The sequence below is a fragment of the Pseudomonas libanensis genome, assembly GCF_001439685.1.
GTDB lineage: Bacteria > Pseudomonadota > Gammaproteobacteria > Pseudomonadales > Pseudomonadaceae > Aquipseudomonas > Aquipseudomonas libanensis.
The window spans coordinates 81,161-99,527 of the sequence record NZ_JYLH01000018.1; the positions used below are offsets into that span (position 1 = coordinate 81,161).

At 58.5% G+C, this 18,367-nt stretch carries 17 protein-coding genes, 1 tRNA gene and 1 pseudogene; 15 read left to right on the forward strand and 4 right to left on the reverse strand.

The window, feature by feature from the left end; all coding sequences use genetic code 11:
- Positions 1-54 precede the first annotated feature (54 nt).
- From rpmI to TU73_RS24070, 7 genes are all read left to right on the forward strand, one after another.
- The gene (gene rpmI, locus TU73_RS24040; RefSeq protein ID WP_002553160.1) at positions 55-249 is read left to right on the forward strand and encodes a 50S ribosomal protein L35; all 195 of its coding nucleotides are present in this window, start codon (positions 55-57) and stop codon (positions 247-249) included.
- Positions 250-279: 30 nt separating this feature from the next.
- Positions 280-636 carry a 50S ribosomal protein L20 gene (rplT, locus tag TU73_RS24045; protein ID WP_005789679.1) on the forward strand — a complete coding sequence of 119 codons (357 nt, stop codon included), beginning with the start codon at positions 280-282 and terminating at the stop codon, positions 634-636.
- A 109-nt stretch (positions 637-745) separates the two neighbouring features.
- The gene (gene pheS / locus TU73_RS24050) at positions 746-1,762 is read left to right on the forward strand and encodes a phenylalanine--tRNA ligase subunit alpha (protein ID WP_003192486.1); all 1,017 of its coding nucleotides are present in this window, start codon (positions 746-748) and stop codon (positions 1,760-1,762) included.
- A gap of 26 nt (positions 1,763-1,788) precedes the next feature.
- Positions 1,789-4,167, forward strand: coding sequence for a phenylalanine--tRNA ligase subunit beta (pheT, locus tag TU73_RS24055; RefSeq protein WP_057014285.1), 2,379 nt, complete (start codon positions 1,789-1,791; stop codon positions 4,165-4,167).
- Between the two features lie 3 nt (positions 4,168-4,170).
- Entirely contained in the window at positions 4,171-4,473 is a 303-nt protein-coding gene (ihfA, locus tag TU73_RS24060) for an integration host factor subunit alpha (RefSeq protein ID WP_002553164.1), read from the forward strand.
- A complete protein-coding gene (locus tag TU73_RS24065) occupies positions 4,454-4,810 on the forward strand; it encodes a MerR family transcriptional regulator (RefSeq protein WP_003174972.1) in 357 nt (118 codons plus the stop codon). Before ihfA ends, TU73_RS24065 begins: the two co-directional genes overlap by 20 nt.
- A gap of 90 nt (positions 4,811-4,900) precedes the next feature.
- Positions 4,901-4,977: transfer RNA gene (locus tag TU73_RS24070), tRNA-Pro, on the forward strand.
- 33 nt (positions 4,978-5,010) lie between these two features.
- Here the strand turns inward: TU73_RS24070 and TU73_RS29700 are convergent.
- Positions 5,011-5,198 (reverse strand): annotated as a pseudogene (locus TU73_RS29700) (hypothetical protein); the annotation flags it as partial.
- Between the two features lie 205 nt (positions 5,199-5,403).
- Between TU73_RS29700 and TU73_RS24075 the strand changes: the two are divergent.
- A complete protein-coding gene (locus TU73_RS24075; RefSeq protein WP_043049592.1) occupies positions 5,404-5,601 on the forward strand; it encodes a hypothetical protein in 198 nt (65 codons plus the stop codon).
- A 212-nt stretch (positions 5,602-5,813) separates the two neighbouring features.
- On the forward strand, positions 5,814-6,077 hold the full coding sequence (locus TU73_RS24080; RefSeq protein WP_057014286.1) for a hypothetical protein: 264 nt from the start codon (positions 5,814-5,816) through the stop codon (positions 6,075-6,077).
- A 58-nt stretch (positions 6,078-6,135) separates the two neighbouring features.
- Here the strand turns inward: TU73_RS24080 and TU73_RS24085 are convergent, their stop codons facing one another.
- Positions 6,136-7,629: a trypsin-like serine peptidase gene (locus TU73_RS24085; RefSeq protein ID WP_057014287.1), complete on the reverse strand. Its 1,494-nt coding sequence runs from the start codon at positions 7,627-7,629 to the stop codon at positions 6,136-6,138.
- Between the two features lie 300 nt (positions 7,630-7,929).
- Between TU73_RS24085 and TU73_RS24090 the strand changes: the two genes are divergently transcribed.
- Positions 7,930-8,256 carry a DUF2388 domain-containing protein gene (locus TU73_RS24090; protein ID WP_057014288.1) on the forward strand — a complete coding sequence of 109 codons (327 nt, stop codon included), beginning with the start codon at positions 7,930-7,932 and terminating at the stop codon, positions 8,254-8,256.
- Between the two features lie 185 nt (positions 8,257-8,441).
- On the opposite strand, the gene TU73_RS24095 is transcribed toward TU73_RS24090, so the two are convergent.
- Together TU73_RS24095 and TU73_RS24100 are read right to left on the reverse strand one after the other, a co-directional pair.
- Positions 8,442-10,226: an IlvD/Edd family dehydratase gene (locus tag TU73_RS24095; RefSeq protein ID WP_057014289.1), complete on the reverse strand. Its 1,785-nt coding sequence runs from the start codon at positions 10,224-10,226 to the stop codon at positions 8,442-8,444.
- Between the two features lie 50 nt (positions 10,227-10,276).
- The gene (locus TU73_RS24100; RefSeq protein ID WP_057014290.1) at positions 10,277-11,458 is read right to left on the reverse strand and encodes a fumarylacetoacetate hydrolase family protein; all 1,182 of its coding nucleotides are present in this window, start codon (positions 11,456-11,458) and stop codon (positions 10,277-10,279) included.
- A gap of 114 nt (positions 11,459-11,572) precedes the next feature.
- Between TU73_RS24100 and TU73_RS24105 the strand changes: the two genes are divergently transcribed.
- From TU73_RS24105 to TU73_RS28690, 5 genes are all read left to right on the forward strand, one after another.
- Positions 11,573-12,523 carry a LysR family transcriptional regulator gene (locus TU73_RS24105; RefSeq protein WP_057014291.1) on the forward strand — a complete coding sequence of 317 codons (951 nt, stop codon included), beginning with the start codon at positions 11,573-11,575 and terminating at the stop codon, positions 12,521-12,523.
- A 125-nt stretch (positions 12,524-12,648) separates the two neighbouring features.
- Complete coding sequence (locus tag TU73_RS24110; RefSeq protein WP_057014292.1) at positions 12,649-14,229, forward strand: aldehyde dehydrogenase (NADP(+)); 1,581 nt, start codon at positions 12,649-12,651, stop codon at positions 14,227-14,229.
- An 89-nt stretch (positions 14,230-14,318) separates the two neighbouring features.
- On the forward strand, positions 14,319-15,701 hold the full coding sequence (locus TU73_RS24115; RefSeq protein ID WP_057014293.1) for an MFS transporter: 1,383 nt from the start codon (positions 14,319-14,321) through the stop codon (positions 15,699-15,701).
- An 86-nt stretch (positions 15,702-15,787) separates the two neighbouring features.
- Complete coding sequence (aqpZ, locus tag TU73_RS24120; protein ID WP_057014294.1) at positions 15,788-16,480, forward strand: aquaporin Z; 693 nt, start codon at positions 15,788-15,790, stop codon at positions 16,478-16,480.
- Positions 16,481-16,710: 230 nt separating this feature from the next.
- Positions 16,711-18,263, forward strand: a protein-coding gene (locus TU73_RS28690; RefSeq protein ID WP_156421252.1) for an IS3 family transposase whose coding sequence is annotated in 2 segments (ribosomal slippage) — positions 16,711-17,173 and positions 17,173-18,263 — 1,554 coding nt in all. Because the reading frame shifts where the segments join, the coding sequence is not laid out codon by codon here.
- The last annotated feature ends 104 nt before the right edge of the window (positions 18,264-18,367 follow it).

Below are 18,367 nucleotides of genomic sequence, written 5' to 3' on the forward strand. Positions count from 1 at the left end.
GGGCACGGCAGGCCTTCTGATTATGTTTATCAACTGAATGCGGAGTATCCGAACATGCCAAAGATGAAGACTAAAAGTGGTGCTGCTAAGCGGTTTCTGAAAACTGCTAACGGTATCAAGCACAAGCACGCTTTCAAGAGCCACATCCTGACCAAAATGTCGACCAAGCGTAAGCGTCAACTGCGCGGTAGCAGCTTGCTGCATCCGTCTGACGTGGCAAAAGTCGAGCGCATGCTGCGCCTTCGTTAATTTTTGGATCAAGAATAGAGGAAGTAACTCATGGCTCGTGTAAAGCGTGGCGTCATTGCCCGTAAACGTCACAAAAAAATTCTGAAACTTGCTAAAGGCTACTACGGCGCACGCTCACGCGTATTCCGTGTTGCCAAGCAAGCGGTAATCAAGGCAGGCCAATACGCCTACCGTGACCGTCGTCAGAAAAAACGTCAGTTCCGCGCTCTGTGGATCGCTCGTATCAACGCTGGTGCACGTGTTAACGGTCTGTCCTACAGCCGTTTCATCGCTGGCCTGAAAAAAGCGTCCATCGAAATCGACCGTAAGGTTCTGGCTGAACTGGCCGTGAACGAAAAAGCGGTGTTTGCTGCGATTGTCGAGAAAGCTAAAGCCTCCTTGGCTTAAGTACCCCCGACAGTCACCCTGGGCTACTCCTGTGGCCCAAGGTGGTAAACGTCATAAATAGGGGAAGAGCCTTCAAGCTCTTCCCCTATTTTGTATCTGGAGTCTGTACATGGAAAACCTGGACGCGCTCGTCGCCCAAGCCCTCGAGGCTGTGCAAAGCGCTGAAGATGTAAATGCCCTGGAGCAAATCCGGGTTCACTACCTTGGCAAGAAGGGTGAATTGACTCAGGTGATGAAGACCCTGGGGAATTTGCCGGCTGAAGAGCGCCCGCAAGTCGGTGCGCTGATCAACGTCGCCAAGGAGCGTGTCACAGAGGTTCTCAATGCGCGCAAGGCGTCGCTCGAGGAGGCCGATCTTGCGGCCAAGCTCGCCGCCGAGTCCATTGATGTCACCTTGCCTGGCCGTGGCCAGGCCTCGGGCGGACTGCACCCGATCACCCGGACTCTGGAACGTATCGAACAGTTCTTCACTCACATCGGCTACGGCATTGCCGAAGGCCCTGAGGTCGAAGACGACTATCACAACTTCGAGGCGCTCAACATCCCAGGCCATCACCCGGCCCGGTCGATGCACGACACCTTCTATTTCAATGCGAACATGCTGTTGCGCACCCATACCTCGCCGGTACAGGTCCGCACCATGGAAGCGAACAAGCCGCCGATCCGCATTGTCTGTCCAGGCCGTGTGTACCGCAGCGACTCGGATATCACCCACTCGCCGATGTTCCACCAGGTCGAAGGCCTGTTGGTGGATCGCGACATCAACTTCGCCGACCTCAAGGGCACCATCGAAGAATTCCTGCGGGTGTTCTTCGAGAAGGAGCTGGCGGTGCGTTTCCGTCCCTCGTTCTTCCCCTTCACCGAACCATCGGCTGAAGTCGACATGGAATGCGTGATGTGCAGCGGCAAAGGCTGCCGCGTGTGCAAGCAGACCGGCTGGCTGGAAGTGATGGGCTGCGGCATGGTCCACCCTAATGTGCTGCGCATGTCCGGCATTGACCCGGAAGAGTTCTCGGGCTTCGCCTTCGGCATGGGCGTCGAGCGTCTGGCCATGCTGCGTTACGGCGTGAACGACTTGCGTCTGTTCTTCGACAACGACTTGCGGTTCCTCGCGCAATTTCGCTAGTCGTAACGAATCTTTAGGAGAGCAGGATGAAATTCAGTGAACAATGGCTGCGTGGCTGGGTAAGCCCGCAGGTAAGTCGCGACGAGCTGGTTGCGCGTCTGTCGATGGCCGGTCTTGAGGTCGATAGCGTTACGCCGGCCGCCGGTGTTTTCAGCGGTGTGGTGGTGGGCGAGGTGTTGAGCACCGAGCAGCATCCCGATGCCGACAAGTTGCGTGTGTGCCAGGTCAGCAATGGCGCGGAAACTTTCCAGGTCGTGTGCGGAGCGCCAAATGTGCGTCCGGGCCTGAAGATCCCGTTCGCCATGATCGGTGCCCAACTGCCCGGCGACTTCAAGATCAAGAAGGCCAAGCTGCGTGGTGTTGAGTCCAACGGCATGCTGTGTTCCCAAGCCGAGTTGCAGGTGGGCGAGGGTAACGATGGCCTGATGGAACTGCCGGCCGAGGCGCCAGTGGGCCAGGACATTCGTGTCTATTTGGAACTGGAAGACGCCAGCATCGAGGTCGACCTGACCCCGAACCGCGGCGATTGCCTGTCCCTGGCGGGCCTGGCCCGCGAAGTGGGCGCGCTGTACAACACGCCTGTCACCCGTCCAGTGGTCGCTGCCGTGCCGGCAGTGCACGACGAAGTACGCTCGATTGACGTATTGGCACCAAACGCCTGCCCCCGTTACCTGGGGCGTGTGATCCGTAACGTCGACCTGTCCAAGCCAACCCCGCTGTGGATGGTGGAACGTTTGCGTCGCGCTGACGTACGCAGTATCGACGCTGCCGTCGACATCACCAACTACGTGATGCTGGAGCTGGGCCAGCCGCTGCACGCTTTTGATCTCGCCGAAATCAACGGCGGCATCCGCGTGCGCATGGCCGAAGAAGGCGAGAAGCTGGTCCTTCTGGATGGTCAGGAAGTCAGCCTGCGCGCCGATACCCTGGTCATCGCTGACCACTCCCGCGCCTTGGCGGTTGCCGGCGTAATGGGTGGCGAGCACAGCGGTGTGTCCGCGACCACCCGTGACGTATTTCTTGAAAGTGCGTTCTTCGACCAGATCGCCATCGCTGGCAAGGCACGTTCCTACGGCCTGCACACCGATGCGTCGCACCGCTACGAGCGTGGCGTGGACTGGAAGCTGGCCCGTGAAGCCATGGAGCGCGCCACTGGCCTGCTGCTGGACATCACTGGCGGCGAGGCCGGCCCGATCAGCGAAACCGTCAACGAACAGTACCTGCCGTCGATTGCGCCAATAACCCTGCGCGCCAAGAGCGTTGAGCAAATGCTCGGCCTGGTCATCGAGCCGACTGAAATCGAGCAGCTGCTATCGGCCCTCGGCCTGGGTATTTCCTCGAGTGGGGAAGGGCAGTGGCAGGTTGAAGTACCAAGTCATCGCTTCGATATCAGCCTGGAAGTCGACCTGATCGAAGAGCTGGCGCGTCTGTACGGCTACAACCGCCTGCCGGTTCGTTACCCGCAAGCGCGCCTGGCGCCACAACCCAAGGCCGAGGCGCGTGCGCACCTGCCAGAGTTGCGTCGCCTGCTGGTAGCTCGTGGCTATCAGGAAGCTGTGACATACAGCTTCATCGATCCAAAGCAGTTCGAGCTGTTCAACCCGGGTGTTGAGCCACTGTTGCTGGCTAACCCGATCTCCAACGATATGGCTGCCATGCGTTCGTCGCTGTGGCCGGGTCTGGTGAAGGCGCTTTCCCACAACTTGAATCGCCAGCAAGACCGCGTGCGCCTGTTCGAAAGCGGCCTGCGTTTCGTGGGGCAGCTCGATGGTCTTAAGCAGGAACCGATGCTGGCCGGCGTCGTCTGCGGTAGCCGCCTGCCGGAAGGCTGGGCGCAGGATCGCGACGTCGTAGACTTCTTCGACGTCAAGGCTGACGTGGAAGCGGTACTGGGCTTTGCCGGTGCGCTGAATGCCTTCACCTTTGTGCCGGGCAGCCACCCAGCATTGCATCCCGGCCAGACTGCGCGTATCGAGCGCGAAGGTCGCCTGGTGGGCTTCGTCGGTGCAATTCACCCAGAACTGTCGAAAACCCTGGGGCTGGATCGCCCTGTCTTCGTTTTTGAGCTGGTCCTGGCTGAAGTTGCCACGGGCAAGATGCCTAAATTCAGCGAGTTGTCGCGCTTCCCTGAAGTGCGTCGTGACCTGGCCCTGATCGCCGACCGTGACGTCGCCGCCACTGCCGTTCTGGATGTAATCCGTGAAAATGCAGGGGAATGGCTGACAGACCTCAGGCTATTTGACGTCTATCAGGGTAAAGGCATTGATCCGCATAGAAAAAGCCTCGCAGTTGGCTTGACCTGGCAGCATCCATCGCGCACTCTTAATGACGATGAGGTGAATACCACGACGCAAAATATCCTCACCTCGCTCGAACAAAGGTTGAACGCCACGTTAAGGAAGTGACGTATGGGGGCTTTGACGAAAGCTGAGATGGCGGAACGTCTGTACGAAGAGTTGGGTCTGAACAAGCGCGAGGCCAAGGAATTGGTCGAGCTGTTTTTTGAAGAGATCCGCCACGCTCTGGAAGACAACGAACAGGTCAAGTTGTCCGGTTTCGGCAACTTCGACCTGCGAGACAAACGCCAGCGGCCTGGCCGCAATCCAAAAACGGGAGAAGAAATCCCGATCACGGCTCGCCGTGTGGTCACCTTTCGTCCAGGGCAGAAGTTAAAGGCCCGAGTTGAGGCTTATGCTGGAACCAAGTCATAACGACGAGCTACCCGTCATCCCAGGCAAACGCTACTTCACCATTGGTGAAGTCAGCGAGCTGTGTGCGGTAAAACCGCACGTACTGCGCTATTGGGAGCAGGAGTTTCCTCAACTCAACCCCGTCAAACGCACCGGGAACCGTCGGTATTATCAGCGCCAGGATGTGCTGATGATCCGACAGATCCGCGCGTTGCTGTACGACCAGGGGTTTACCATCAGCGGCGCACGCCAGCGTATGTCCGGTGATGAAGCCAAAGACGACACCACCCAGTACAAGCAACTGATCCGCCAGATGATCTCCGAACTGGAAGATGTGCTGGTGGTTTTGAAGAAATGATTCAAGCTTTAAAAATACTTCCACATTTCAAAAGCTTGCGGTATATTCCGGTTCGCTTCGTTAAGAAGCGAACCCAGTAACACGCCTAGTCGGGGCGTAGCGCAGTCCGGTAGCGCACTAGCATGGGGTGCTAGGGGTCGAGTGTTCGAATCACTCCGTCCCGACCATATTTCCTGAGTAATATCAGACAGTTGAGCCGATCAGATAGATCGGCTTTTTTGTGCCTGCGCAAAACCCGCACAAACCTCTCCGGTTATTTCGCTGATATTCAGGTCCGGAATTGCCTCGGACCAGATGATTTCCTCGTGGTCTCGCTGGTAGTTTTTGGTCATACCCTCGCTCGCATGGCCTGCGATTTCTGCCCATTCTTTCCGGCTTTCTTGTACATTCGATGATGCTGCTTGGAAAGGTCGGTATTGGCTAAACGCCGTCAGGTGTCTCCTTGATAGCGTATCGGCTGGTGAAGCTACCAACCTTACGCCCCAACATTGCCTTCCGATCCCCCGTTCGTCCAATGCCCGGCACTCACTGCTACAAGCCGACTCCAATGGTTTAAGTGCGTATTTGTCGCGCTTTTACAGCGGAGAGACAGCATGGAAATCAACGAGAATGCCCCAGGCAATATTTCACAGCAGGCAGTAACGCGCGGCACGGACAATGAGACTGGTCATGATCCAAAGCGCGATGAGGATCATATCCCGCTGCCACCTGACGACGAGGCACCCCTCGAGGAAGATATGTCGGACGTGGATGCTGCCGATTCAGTAGCCAGTGAGCATCCTGACAACTGAGCATTCAGATCAACGGACCCGGCCAAGCGCCGGGTTTGCCTTGATAGGCCATTGCCTTTTCAGCGTTAGAAGCTGGATAGATCGACGTAGGAGTCAATACCGGGGGCTCGGTTTGCATTTAAATGCCAGCGCAAAATAATTACGCTATTGTCGGCATGAGGCCCTTTTCCGAAAGGCCGAGAAGTTAAAGCAACCCAACTGCGGAGACTGATATGCGTGCCGAAGACATTCTCGCCGACGACACAAACGAAGCAACATTTGAAGGCGTGACCGTACGTAAGGGGACGGTGGGTGCTTTTTTGGCAAACGTTCGGGTTTGGAGTGATTCGGACGCGAGCATGGATGATCAACTGCTAGCTGAGCGAGAGATTATTCAATCTTTACCCGCTCTTAAGGCGATCGGGCTCCTCGATGTGTTTGAGCCTAAGGATTCCCGGTTGCGTGAGTTGATCTCCAGGGCGGGCGTGCCACAGTGAGGGCATGGTCGAATCCAGATGGTCGTCACCCTGGTTAGCAAGATCAAAGATTGCCGCATCACCTGGCATGACGCTGTGAGCGAACCGTTGCGCCTCTGATCACATCTGCGCGAATGGCCGACGGTTGCCCAGCGTTGTTGCGTGCATAGCTGCATAACGTGATCGGCAGCTCTGCTATGTCAATGAAAATGCCCTCGATGGCCAGGGTGTAGCGATCGTCGTCAATATCGCCACAGGTGCTGCTGACCGCCGCGTTCACGCTGTAGTAGTAATGCTGGCTGAAACCGTTGTGCTGGTCTTTCCAGGCGACGTGATAGCGGTGCTTTAGCTGCGGTGCCGGTGCCGGGTTGGTCAGGAATACCGAATGGGTGAACACATTGCGCAGCAGTGCTTCGGTCAGCGGCTGCTCGGCCTTTTGCACCCCGAGTATGCACAGCACATGCGGCCCCAGCACTGGGCCGATGGGCTGGTTGATGTAGGCCTCGTCAGAGGCGGCAGCCACTTGATAGCCGTGTGTGCGTGCGCAATCGCTGATGTCATTCACGGCCTTGAATCGGTAGAACGGTTCCTGAATCGAAAACCTCAGGTTCCAGGTCGGACGGGTAATTTTGTCGGCATCACGTTGTAAATGCACATAGGGTTTCAGGTTCCACGGTTCGTCCAGCGTGATGTCAACGGCCTTGAGCTGGCAGGTTGGGGTGTCGTTACGGAAAACGCCGTCTACAAAGCAGTAGTACAAGTCGTTGGCGGGATAGCTGTAGTTGAATTTGGCAGCTTCGCAGGCCGAGTTGTTCTGGCAGCTATTGAGAATGTCCTTCTGAATGGCAGACGCGACCTTGCTGATGATGCTGGTGATTTCATTGGTGTTACGGTCCAGCATCGGACTGCCGGAGCTGCCTGGGCGCAAACCGTTGCAGCGGTTGCGCAAGGCGCTGGGGAACACGCCAGGATGCTCGGCAAAACTGTTGAGGATCGACTCCACGCAGGCGCTCATGCGCAGGCCCTTTTTCAGAAAACCGGTCGGCGCTCCCACGTTGATCACTTCTCGATCCGACGTCTGCCGCTGGGAGGCCAGCTTGAGTGGCATGATCGCGCCGGCCACCAGCACGGCCAGCGATGTATCCAGTTCGAGCACGGCCAGGTCAGTGCCCACCATGCTGCTCCAATGTGCGGTCTTGACGGCGTAGGTGACACGCTGTTCGGGCGTGTCATGAAAGTAATTGAAGGTCACCTCGGCGGTGAATGCCTGGCGCACGCGCGCCGTACCGTAGCTGAAGAACACACAATGCCCGGCGGTCAGCACATAAGCCGGGCCGACGGCTTTACCCTGGCGGTTGCGCGTGTCGAGCAGAACGGCATTGCAGGTCTGGCCTAAGGCGTTTTTCAGTGAACCGATGCCGGTCCACTGCGGGTACCGTTGGTTTTTATTTTCAAGTGCCACAGACGGGGACTGCTCGGTAAGGCCTTCGGCCAGGTCTCTGGCGTGGCTGGGCCAGACAGTGCCGAGCAACAGGAAATACAGAAAGACGGACGCGGTGTGAGTAAGTGACATAAGGGGCCTCGACAAGGAAGTCATTGATTGGCTGAAACTAACCAATCAGGCCTAGGCAGGAGGCATACATGACTATTGCGTAACCCTTGGTGCGAGTGCGGATTGACGTTGAAAGCCGATCACGTCGGGTCCATCAGCGACCGGGCGTTCGTCCTAGCGCTTTGGCAGCGAACCGTCAGTGTGATTTTTATAGCTTTATTGGGGAGTGGTCAGTGCACCCGCATTTCCCACTCCCATCGCTTGCGCTAGCCCTCTATTTTGCTATCTTGCCCGCTCGTATCGCAGTGGAAGCATCGAAGCATGGATTTATGGAAGACGTTGGCAGCCATCATCACGGTGTCGATCAGTGCTGACGTAATGGCGTGGTATGTCGAAAATCCAGTAGAGCGAGCGCTGACCGTCACGACGCTGTTTCCGACCATGATCCTCGGCGGAACAACGGCATTTACAATGTATGGCCCCTCTTTGATGAAAAAAGCCAAGAACGATGCGCTCGCATACATTGGCTCTGATGGTGAGATCCGCGGCGCGCAGTTTGAGCAGGCTTCTCGCTACTATCGCTCGACCTACAACGCGCCGCTAATGTCTGACATGCAGTTGGCGCGAGCGATCGTCGTGGCGTATTGAGTACAACCTTTCACGCCCTCTTCACATTCATATGTTTATGGTGACTCCAGCTCCTGGTGAAAACCTCTTAGCCCGTGCCCCATCGCGGGCTTTTCTTTGTCTGCTAAACGGTAAAAGCCCGGCATGTCTGCTGGGCTTTTCTGCGTTGGCTTCTCAAGCGGGGCGGCTATGCCCTCGCTCGCTTGTCAATGCGAATGCCGCGGCTCACCACTGCGGGCAATCACGCGCAGATGCAGCGTCGCAGGCTCCAGGCACCCACCTGTAGAAAGCTGCCCCACCAACTGCCGGTACAGTTCCTGCCAGGGTGTCTGGGAGGGCGGGATGTTCGGCGTCCACTCAAGTCGACGCCGGCTCATCTCGGCCTCGTCTATCAGCAGGTTGACCGTGCGTGTGTTCAGGTCGACTTTCAGGCGGTCGTTGGTTTTGAGCAACGCCAAGCCACCGCCTACCGCTGCTTCGGGGGACATGTTGAGAATTGACGGGCTTGCCGACGTGCCGCTTTGGCGCCCATCGCCCAGGCAGGGCAAGGAGTCGATGCCTTGTTTGATCAGGGCGGCGGGAGGCGCCATGTTCACCACTTCTGCACTGCCGGGGTAGCCCACGGTGCCCACGCCGCGGATGACCAGGATGCAGCGCTCGTTGATATCCAGCGCCGGGTCGTCGATGCGGGTGTGATAGTCCTCTGGCCCTTCGAACACGATCGCCCGGGCCTCGAAGCTGTTTTCTGCGCCGGGTTCGGACAGGTAGGTCTTGCGAAACGCTTCGCCCACCACCGACATTTTCATGATGGCGCTGTCGAAGAAGTTGCCGCTGAGCACGATGAAACCGGCGCGGTGTTTGAGCGGGGTTTCAAAGGGGTAGATCACATCGGCGTTGCTGGTCAGGGCGCTGCTGACGATTTCGCCGATGGTCTTGCCGCTGACCGTCGCGCAGTCTTTATGCAGACGCCCGGCTTTTTGCAGTTCGTGCATCACGGCCGGCACGCCGCCGGCGCGGTGGAAGCCTTCGCCGAGGTACTTGCCTGCCGGCATGCAATTGACCAGCAGCGGCACGTCCTCGCCAATCCGTTGCCAGTCATCCAGGCTCAGTTCGACGCCCATGTGCCGGGCAATCGCAATCAGGTGCGGAGGGCAATTGCTGGATGCGCCGAGTGCCGAGGCGACGGCGATCGCGTTCTCGAATGCCTCACGCGTCATGATCTGCGACGGCCTTACGTCTTGCAGGACCAGCTCGCAGATGCGCTTGCCGGTGGCATAGGCCATTTGCCCGCGCTCACGGTAGGGCGCCGGAATGCTCGCACAGCCGGGCAACGACATCCCCAGGGCTTCGGCCAACGCATTCATCGACAGCGCGGTGCCCATGGTGTTGCAGTGCCCAACGGACGGCGAGGCCGCCGTGGTCATCTCCATGAAGCCTTCGTAGTCGATTTCGCCGGTGGCCATCAGATTGCGCGCATGCCACAGCACGGTGCCGGAGCCGATCAACTCACCCTTGTGGTGACCGTCGAGCATCGGGCCGCCGGACAGGACAATGGCGGGCAGGTCGGTGGTTGCGGCAGCCATCAGGCACGCGGGGGTGGTTTTGTCGCAACCGGTGGTGAGGACTACGCCGTCCAACGGGTAACCGTGGAGGATCTCCACCAACCCCAAATACGCCAGGTTACGGTCCAGTGCGGCCGTGGGCCGACGCGATTGCTCGGCGATCGGATGCACCGGGAACTCCATGGGTATGCCGCCGGCATCACGAATACCGGCCTTGACGCGTTGCGCCAACTCCAGATGATGACGGTTGCAGGGGGTCAGGTCGCTGCCGGTCTGGGCGATGCCGATGATCGGGCGTCCCGATTGCAGTTCTTCGCGGGTCATCCCGTAGTTCATGTAGCGTTCGACATACAGGGCAGTCATGTCCGCGTGGGCAGGGTCATTGAACCATTGCTCGCTGCGCAGGCGACGTGTTGGCGTTTCACTCATGATTTTTTTCTCTCTTGTCATTATTGGCTGAATCGACAATCGGTTGGGATTCAGCGGGCGAGCAGGCCACGGGACGCCAGATTGCGCAACAAGGCGCCGACCCCGAATGTCCAGGGGGTGGCGGCACAGCTGTGGGTCACCTGGTTATGCAGGCTACCGAGCAACGGGCTGCTGATACGGACGCGGTCGCCCAGCTTGTGGGTAAAACCGCTGCCGGCCTGATCGCGGTCTTCAGTGGGGGCGAACAGCGTACCGAGAAACAGCAGAAAACCATCGGGGTATTGGTGATTGGTGTTGAGCGTCTGACCCACCAGGTCCTGTGGGTCGCGGCTGATCTGACTCATTGAGCTTGAGCCTTGCAGCCGATAACCGTCTTCGCCTTGTACCTCTAGATCGACCACGCAGGCCCGCACATCATCCAGGCCGAAGTGTTCGTCGAACAGGCGGATAAACGGCCCAATGGCGCAGGAGGCATTGTTGTCCTTGGCCTTGCTCAGCAACAGCGCGCTGCGGCCTTCGAAATCGCGCAGGTTGACGTCGTTGCCCAGGGTGGCACCGTGGATCTGGCCACGGCTGTTCACCGCCAGCACCACTTCGGGTTCCGGGTTGTTCCACTGCGAGCCGGGATGAATGCCGATGTGGCTACCGCTTCCCACCGCCGCGAGGATAGGTGCCTTGGTGAAGATCTCCGCATCCGGGCCAATGCCGACTTCCAGGTATTGCGACCACATCCCCCGTTCGATCAGCAAGGCCTTGAGACGCATGGCTTGCTCCGAGCCCGGTACGATCGAGCGCAGGTTGTCGCCAATTACGCTGCGGACGGTGGCGCGCACAGACTCGGCTTTTGCCATGTCACCGCCGGCCTGCTCCTCGATCACGCGCTCGATCATGCTGGCGGCGAACGTGACCCCGGCGGCCTTGATCACCTGCAAGTCCAGGGGCGGCAGCAAGTAGGGTCTGGACGGATCGGGAGCCGGGCCAGTGTTGGCGAGCAGCGCTTCGACACTGGCGATAAAGGTGCCGGGCGTCTGCCTCACGGCCGCCAGTGGAGATTGCGTTTCCAGCAGGTCGCTCAGGGTCGAAAAACGCTCCGACAGATCAAACACACCGTCGCTGCGCAGCACTATCGGCGAGGGGCCTGCGATACTGCCTGGCACCCACGCGCGGCCGATCAGGGTGGCGGCCATACCATCGACCGGCAGGGTATTTTCGGGAGTCAGCAATAACGGCATGGCGAATTTTCCTGGTTCGTAAAGCCTTCACGCTATGGCGGCGAGTCGATAAACTCCAATGAGATATATTCAGTATTTGATAACGTCAGGTTATTAGTAGCCCAGGGAATAGCCATGTCCGATCTGTCCTTCTCCAGCTTCTGCGGCTGGCTGAAATTCCGTCATCTTGTGTTGATCGATACGTTGGGACGCACGCGCAACATGCACCTGGCGGCGCAACAGATGAACCTCAGCCAGCCGGCCATCAGCAAGATGCTCAAGGAAATCGAAAGCCTGCTCGGCTTCGCCTTGTTCGAACGATTGCCGCGCAGCATGCCGCCGACCGCCCTGGGTGAGCACGTGCTGCGTTATGCGCAGATTGCCTTGAACGACGCGCGTTCGTTTGTCGAGCAAATCAGCAGCCTGCGGGAGGGCGGTCATGGCTCCCTCAAGGTCGGCGGGATTTTTGCCGCAACGGCTGCGGCTTTGCCCGACGCGGTCCTGCAGATCAAACAGCGCTGGCCGCTGCTTTCGATTGAAGTAGTGGAGCAGACCAGTAATCGCCTGATGGAGATGCTTGAAGAGAAGCAGCTGGATCTGGCGGTGGCCCGGTTTACCGATCAAAGCCAGCAGCGACGCTATGACTTCGAGCCCTTGGCGCCCGAACCGTTCTCGATCGTGGTCAACGGTCGTCACCCGCTGGCGGACGCCGGCCCGCTCTCGTTGCAACAACTGGTGGATTTGCCGTGGATTCTCTATCCGGTCGGCACGCCGATTCGTGGCCGCATGGAACATGCCTTTGCCGAAGCCGGTGTCGGGATGCCACGCAACACCATTGACACCATTTCCATGCAGACCTTCCTTCAGGTTTTGCAGCGCGGGCCGATGATCGGGATGCTGCCCAGCGCCATGGTCAACCCGTTGCTCGAAAGCGGCCAATTGAAGACGCTCGATACCCCGCTGCACTTGGTGCCGCAGGACTACGGCATCCTCACGCGCAAAGGTGAACAACTGATAGGGGCGGCACTGGAGTTCGCCGAAATACTCAAGGAAAACGCACGCCTGGCCAGGGGGCAGCCAGGTTAAGGGGAAAAAATGAAGGTTGCTGTGATAACGGATCGTTATCGGATAATCAACAAATGCCATTGGGAAAGAATCGTTTGGCGGCAGTAGAGTACCGACCAGATTCCCATCTGGGTCAGGAGACTCTCATGCCCGAACTGTCCGGATACAACTTTATCGCCGGGGGCCGCAGCGCTGCCGGGTCGGTGTTGCTGCACAGCGTTGATGCTACAACCGGGCAACCCCTGCCCATAGGTTTTGTCCAGGCCACGGTCGAGGAAGTGGATGCCGCTGCCGTGGCGGCTGCCCAGGCTTATCCCGCCTTTCGCAACCTGTCGGCCGTGCGCCGAGCGCAATTTCTGGAGGCCATAGCCAGTGAACTGGACGCCTTGGGCGATGACTTTGTGGCCCTTGTGTGTCAGGAGACTGCGTTGCCGGCGGCGCGTATTCAGGGTGAACGATCCCGCACCAGTGGGCAGATGCGCCTGTTCGCCAAGGCCCTGCGCCACGGTGGCTTTTACGGAGCGCGTATCGACTTGCCGCTGCCCGCCCGCCAACCCTTGCCCAGGAGCGATCTGCGCCAGTGCCGTTTGGGCCTCGGCCCGGTAGCGGTGTTCGGCGCGAGTAATTTTCCGCTGGCATTCTCCACCGCAGGCGGCGATACCGCTGCCGCGCTCGCCGCGGGCTGCCCGGTCGTGTTCAAGGCCCACAGCGGGCACATGGCGACCGCCGAACGGGTGGCCGAAGCCATTATCCGCGCCGCCGAGCAGACCGACATGCCCAGAGGCGTGTTCAACATGGTTTTCGGTGCCGGTGTGGGAGAAACCCTGGTCAAGCACCCCATGATTCAAGCCGTCGGCTTCACCGGTTCACTCAAGGGCGGCAGGGCGCTGTGTGACATGGCGGCTGCGCGCCCGCAACCGATCCCGGTGTTTGCCGAGATGAGCAGCATCAATCCGGTAGTGGTATTGCCAGAAGCCTTGCAGGTACGGGGCGAGCGTGTCGCGACCGAGCTGGCGGCTTCGGTGGTCATGGGGGCAGGGCAGTTCTGTACCAATCCTGGCTTGGTTATCGGCATTCGCTCAGCGGCATTCAGCCGCTTCGTGCAAACGCTCAGTCCATTGCTGGCCGATCAGCCGGGGCAAACCATGCTCAATGCCAATGGCCTGCGCAGCTATGTCCAGGGCTGTGAAGCCTTGCTGGAGCATCCGCAGATCACCCATTTGGCCGGGCACGTACCGCAGGGTAATCAGGCCCGCGCGCAGTTGTTCCAGGCTGATGTCGAGCTGCTTCTGACTGGCAGCGTCTTGCTGCAGGAAGAAATCTTCGGTCCGGCCACGGTGGTAGTGGAAGTGGCTGATCGGGCCGAGCTGCTGGCGGCGTTGCAGGGTTTGCGCGGCCAACTGACAGCCACCCTGATCGGTGAGCCGGCTGAACTTGAGCAGTGTGCTGACCTTGTGGCCGTGCTTGAGCAAAAAGTCGGGCGAGTGCTGATCAACGGTTACCCGACCGGGGTAGAGGTCTGCGATGCCATGGTCCATGGCGGGCCTTGGCCAGCGACGTCCGATGCCCGTGGCACCTCGGTAGGCACCTTGGCCATCGATCGGTTCCAGCGGCCGGTGTGCTACCAGAACTTCCCCGATGGCTTGCTTCCCGATGCCTTGAAGAACAGCAATCCCTTGGGGCTGATGCGCCTGGTCAACGGAGAACACACGGCCCAGCCACTGTAACAACGGCAGCACTGCCGGATGAGTGCTCATTCGGCTTGACCCATTCGATAAAAATAATCAGGCATATCCATATGCCCAGGGGTTACCTCATGCAAACCATATCCGAGCATTCGCCCGCGCAGGCGTCATCTCGCGAACTCGACTTTGAAAACCAGACCTATCGCAAAGTCATCTGGCGCATCCTTCCCGTGCTGCTCTTGTGTTACATGGCAGCCTACCTGGACCGGGTCAACATCGGCTTTGCCAAACTGGATATGCTCAATGAGCTGCAGTTCAGCAATACGGTCTATGCGCTGGGCGCCAGTATGTTTTTCTGGGGGTATTTCCTCTTCGAAGTCCCCAGCAATCTGCTGCTGCATCGCTTCGGGGCGCGATTCTGGATCGCCCGGATCATGCTCAGTTGGGCAGTGATCTCCATGGCGGTGGCCTACACCGTGCCGCTGGCGGGGTTCTTCGGTATCCAGTCAAGCAGCATGTTTTATGTGCTGCGCTTCCTGCTTGGGGTGTGCGAAGCCGGTTTCTTCCCCGGCGTGATTCTGTACCTCAACTATTGGTTTCCAACGCACCGGCAAAGCCGCGTGATGTCCGGCTTCCTGATGGCCATGCCGATCAGCCTGACACTGGGCGGCATGTTGTCCGGTTGGCTGATGAACAGCATGCAGGGCGTGCACGGCCTGTCGGGCTGGCAGTGGATGCTGATCATCGAGGGGCTTCCGTCGATCATCATGGCCTTCATCGTGATCGTTTGCCTGGCCGACAACATCGACAAGGCCAAGTGGCTTTCAGCGGCGGAAAAAGCCCTGCTCAAGGCCAACCTGCAAACCGATAACCACGGCAAGGCGACGCGCTTGAGCGAGGTGTTCTTCAATCCGAAGGTGTGGTTGCTGGTGTTGATTTTGCTGACCTTCAACACCGGCTTCTACGGCCTGGCGTTCTGGATGCCCTCGATTATCAAGAGCAGCGGTATCACCAACAGTTTGCACATTGGCTTCCTGACCGCCATACCCTATGCAGTCGCCACGGTGGTGATGCTGCTCAACGCTCGACACTCCAACCGCACCGGCGAGCGGCGCCTGCACGCGGCCATACCTGCCTTTATCGGTGGGGTCGGCTTGATCTTCAGCGCCTTCTTCGCCGACAATCTGGTGTTGTCCGTACTCTTCCTGAGCGTTGCCGCCTCCGGGATTCTCAGCCTGATGCCGATTTTCTGGACCCTGCCGGGGACCTTGTTGTCAGGCGTAGCGGCTGCAGCCGGCATCGGCATGATCAACGCCATCGGCAACCTGTCGGGGTTCACCGGGGCGATGATCACTGCGGTGGCTGAGAACCTCACCGGCAACATCAACAATGGCACCTATGTGTTGGCTCTGTGTCTGTTCGTCAGTGGCGGGCTGATCCTGGCTATCCCGGTGTCTATGCTCGGCAGGGCGCCGAAAGCGGCAAGCACCTCAGTGGCGCTGGAAACCGCATAGACATGCGCCAAGGAAATTTCCCACATCCAACCCCCATACCCGGTTGTTAGGCTCCAACTCTTTGACCTACTTCAAGGAGTTTCCTGATGACAAAACGTCTCGCCGCCGAGTTCTTCGGTACATTCTGGTTGGTACTGGGTGGTTGCGGCAGTGCCGTGTTGGCTGCCGCATTTCCTGAGTTGGGCATTGGTTTTGTAGGCGTGGCATTGGCATTTGGCTTGACGGTATTAACCATGGCCTACGCCGTCGGCCATATTTGCGGCGGGCATTTCAATCCGGCGGTCACCTTGGGTTTGCTCGTCGCTGGGCGTATCGATGGCAAGGATGTGGTGCCCTATATCCTCACTCAGGTTCTAGGCGCGATTGCGGCGGCCGGGGTGTTGTACCTGATCGCCAGCGGCAAGGCCGGGTTTGATGTAACGGCGGGGTTTGCCACCAATGGTTATGGCGAGCATTCACCCGGGGGCTTCTCGTTGCTGTCGGTAGCGGTCACCGAGTGTGTGCTCACGGCGTTTTTCCTGCTGATCATCCTGGGCGTCACCGATAAAAAGGCGCCGGCGGATTTTGCGCCGCTGGCCATCGGGTTTGCCCTGGTCTTGATTCACCTGATCAGTATTCCGGTAAGCAACACGTCTGTTAACCCGGCGCGCAGTACAGGTGTGGCGCTGTTCCAAGGCGATTGGGCAATGGCACAGTTGTGGGTGTTCTGGGTGATGCCTTTGCTTGGCGCAGTGGTTGGTGGCCTCGTGCACCGTTTTGTCTTGGCGACAAAACAATAGTCGCCCGGGCCACCTTTGCTCGGCGCGCGCGGGACGAGTTCGGCATCAGGGCTCGTGTTCTTGAGGGTCAAGTGTCCCGGATGCCGACCGCGCCCCCTTCGAAGCGGGCACACCGAGCCCAAGCGAGGTGCCGAGTGGTGGGGCAAGAGCGTTTCCCCCGGTGTCAGGATAGTTGTCGCCTCTTCTGATTTACCCCCAAAAAGCATACCGAGGGCGGAAAGAGACAGGTTGTGACGTACTATTCACCCGAACGTAAAGCCACATTGCTTAAGATGTTGCTTCCCCCGCTGAACCTGACGGTAGCCGAAGTTTGTCGCCGTGAAGGGGTCAGCGATGTATCGCTGTATACCTGGCGCAAGATGGCCAGTGTCCAAGGAAGCAAAGTGCCAGAAGATATATCGCTTTCTGATAAATGGTCTGCTGAGGCCCGGTTGACCGCTGTCATTGAAACAGCCAGCCTGACGCAACTTGAATTAGGTGAGTACTGTCGTCGAAACGGCCTTTACCCCGAGCAGATCAATGCTTGGCGTCAAGCCTGTATCAGCGGTCAAGAGGCGGTGCAGATCCAAAAAATGGCTGACCATGAGCAGACGCGTAAAGACAAGAAACGCATCCTGGAGCTGGAGCGCGATCTGCGCCGTAAAGACGCTGCGTTGGCCGAAACCGCAGCGTTGTTAGTGCTGCGAAAAAAGCTCAACGATTACTGGGGGACCGACGGCGAGGACAACTGACTTCTTTGCCGGAACGGCAGTTGTTGGTGGGCTGGTTGATTGAAGCCATCGTCGCAGGCGCCCGAAAATTACGCGCTTGCCAAGAGGTTGGACTGTCGCTGCGAACCTTGCAGCGCTGGACTCAGGCGCCAGAGTTACAGGCCGATGCGCGCACCACCACCTTGCGGCCCAAGCCGCGAAATGCGCTGAGTGAAATTGAACGACAAGCCATCGTAACCCTGTGCAACAGCCCGATATACGCCCATTTACCGCCCAGCCAGATCGTTCCGCGCCTGGCAGACGAAGCGCGGTATCTGGCATCGGAAGCTACGTTTTATCGCATCTTGCGAGCAGCCGGCCAACAACACCACAGAGGTCGTAGCCGACGGCCTCGGCGCATTGTAATGCCGACAACGCACGCGGCTCAGAAGCCTAACCAGGTGTGGTCGTGGGACATCACGTATCTTCCCTCGCCCATACGCGGTAAGTATTTTTACCTGTATTTGATCGAAGATATTTACAGCCGCAAGGCGGTAGGTTGGGAAGTTTATGATGAAGAAAGTGGTGAAAAGGCTGCTGCGCTGTTGCAACGCAGCGTGATCAACGAGAAGTGCCTGCGTGAGCCCTTGGTGTTGCACTCTGATAACGGAGCGCCAATGAAATCGGTGACGCTGTTAAGCAAAATGTATGAGCTTGGCATCACGCCTTCTCGCGGTCGTCCACGCGTAAGCAATGACAACCCGTACTCGGAATCACTGTTTAGGACACTGAAGTACTGCCCGCAATGGCCCTTGGAAGGCTTCGCCAGCTTGGACGCTGCGCGGACTTGGGTGAGGGATTTTATGCGGTGGTACAACAGCGAACACCGGCACAGCCGGATCCGCTTCGTCACCCCATCAGAGCGCCATGGAGGGAAAGATCATCAGATCCTGGCACTGCGCCATGAGCTGTATGAGCGGGAGCGCCGGAAAAGACCTGAACGGTGGTCAGGACAAACACGTAACTGGGAACCGGTAGGAACGGTGCTGCTGAATCCAGATCGGGAACAGCAGACCGAACAAAAAGCGGCATAGCAGAACGGTTGACGCGACAACTACCTTGAAAAACGCCGGTTTTGGTTACTTTGCCGGTTTTGCAAAGTGACCCGCCGGAACCCTAAGTAGCCGTTACCTGAATA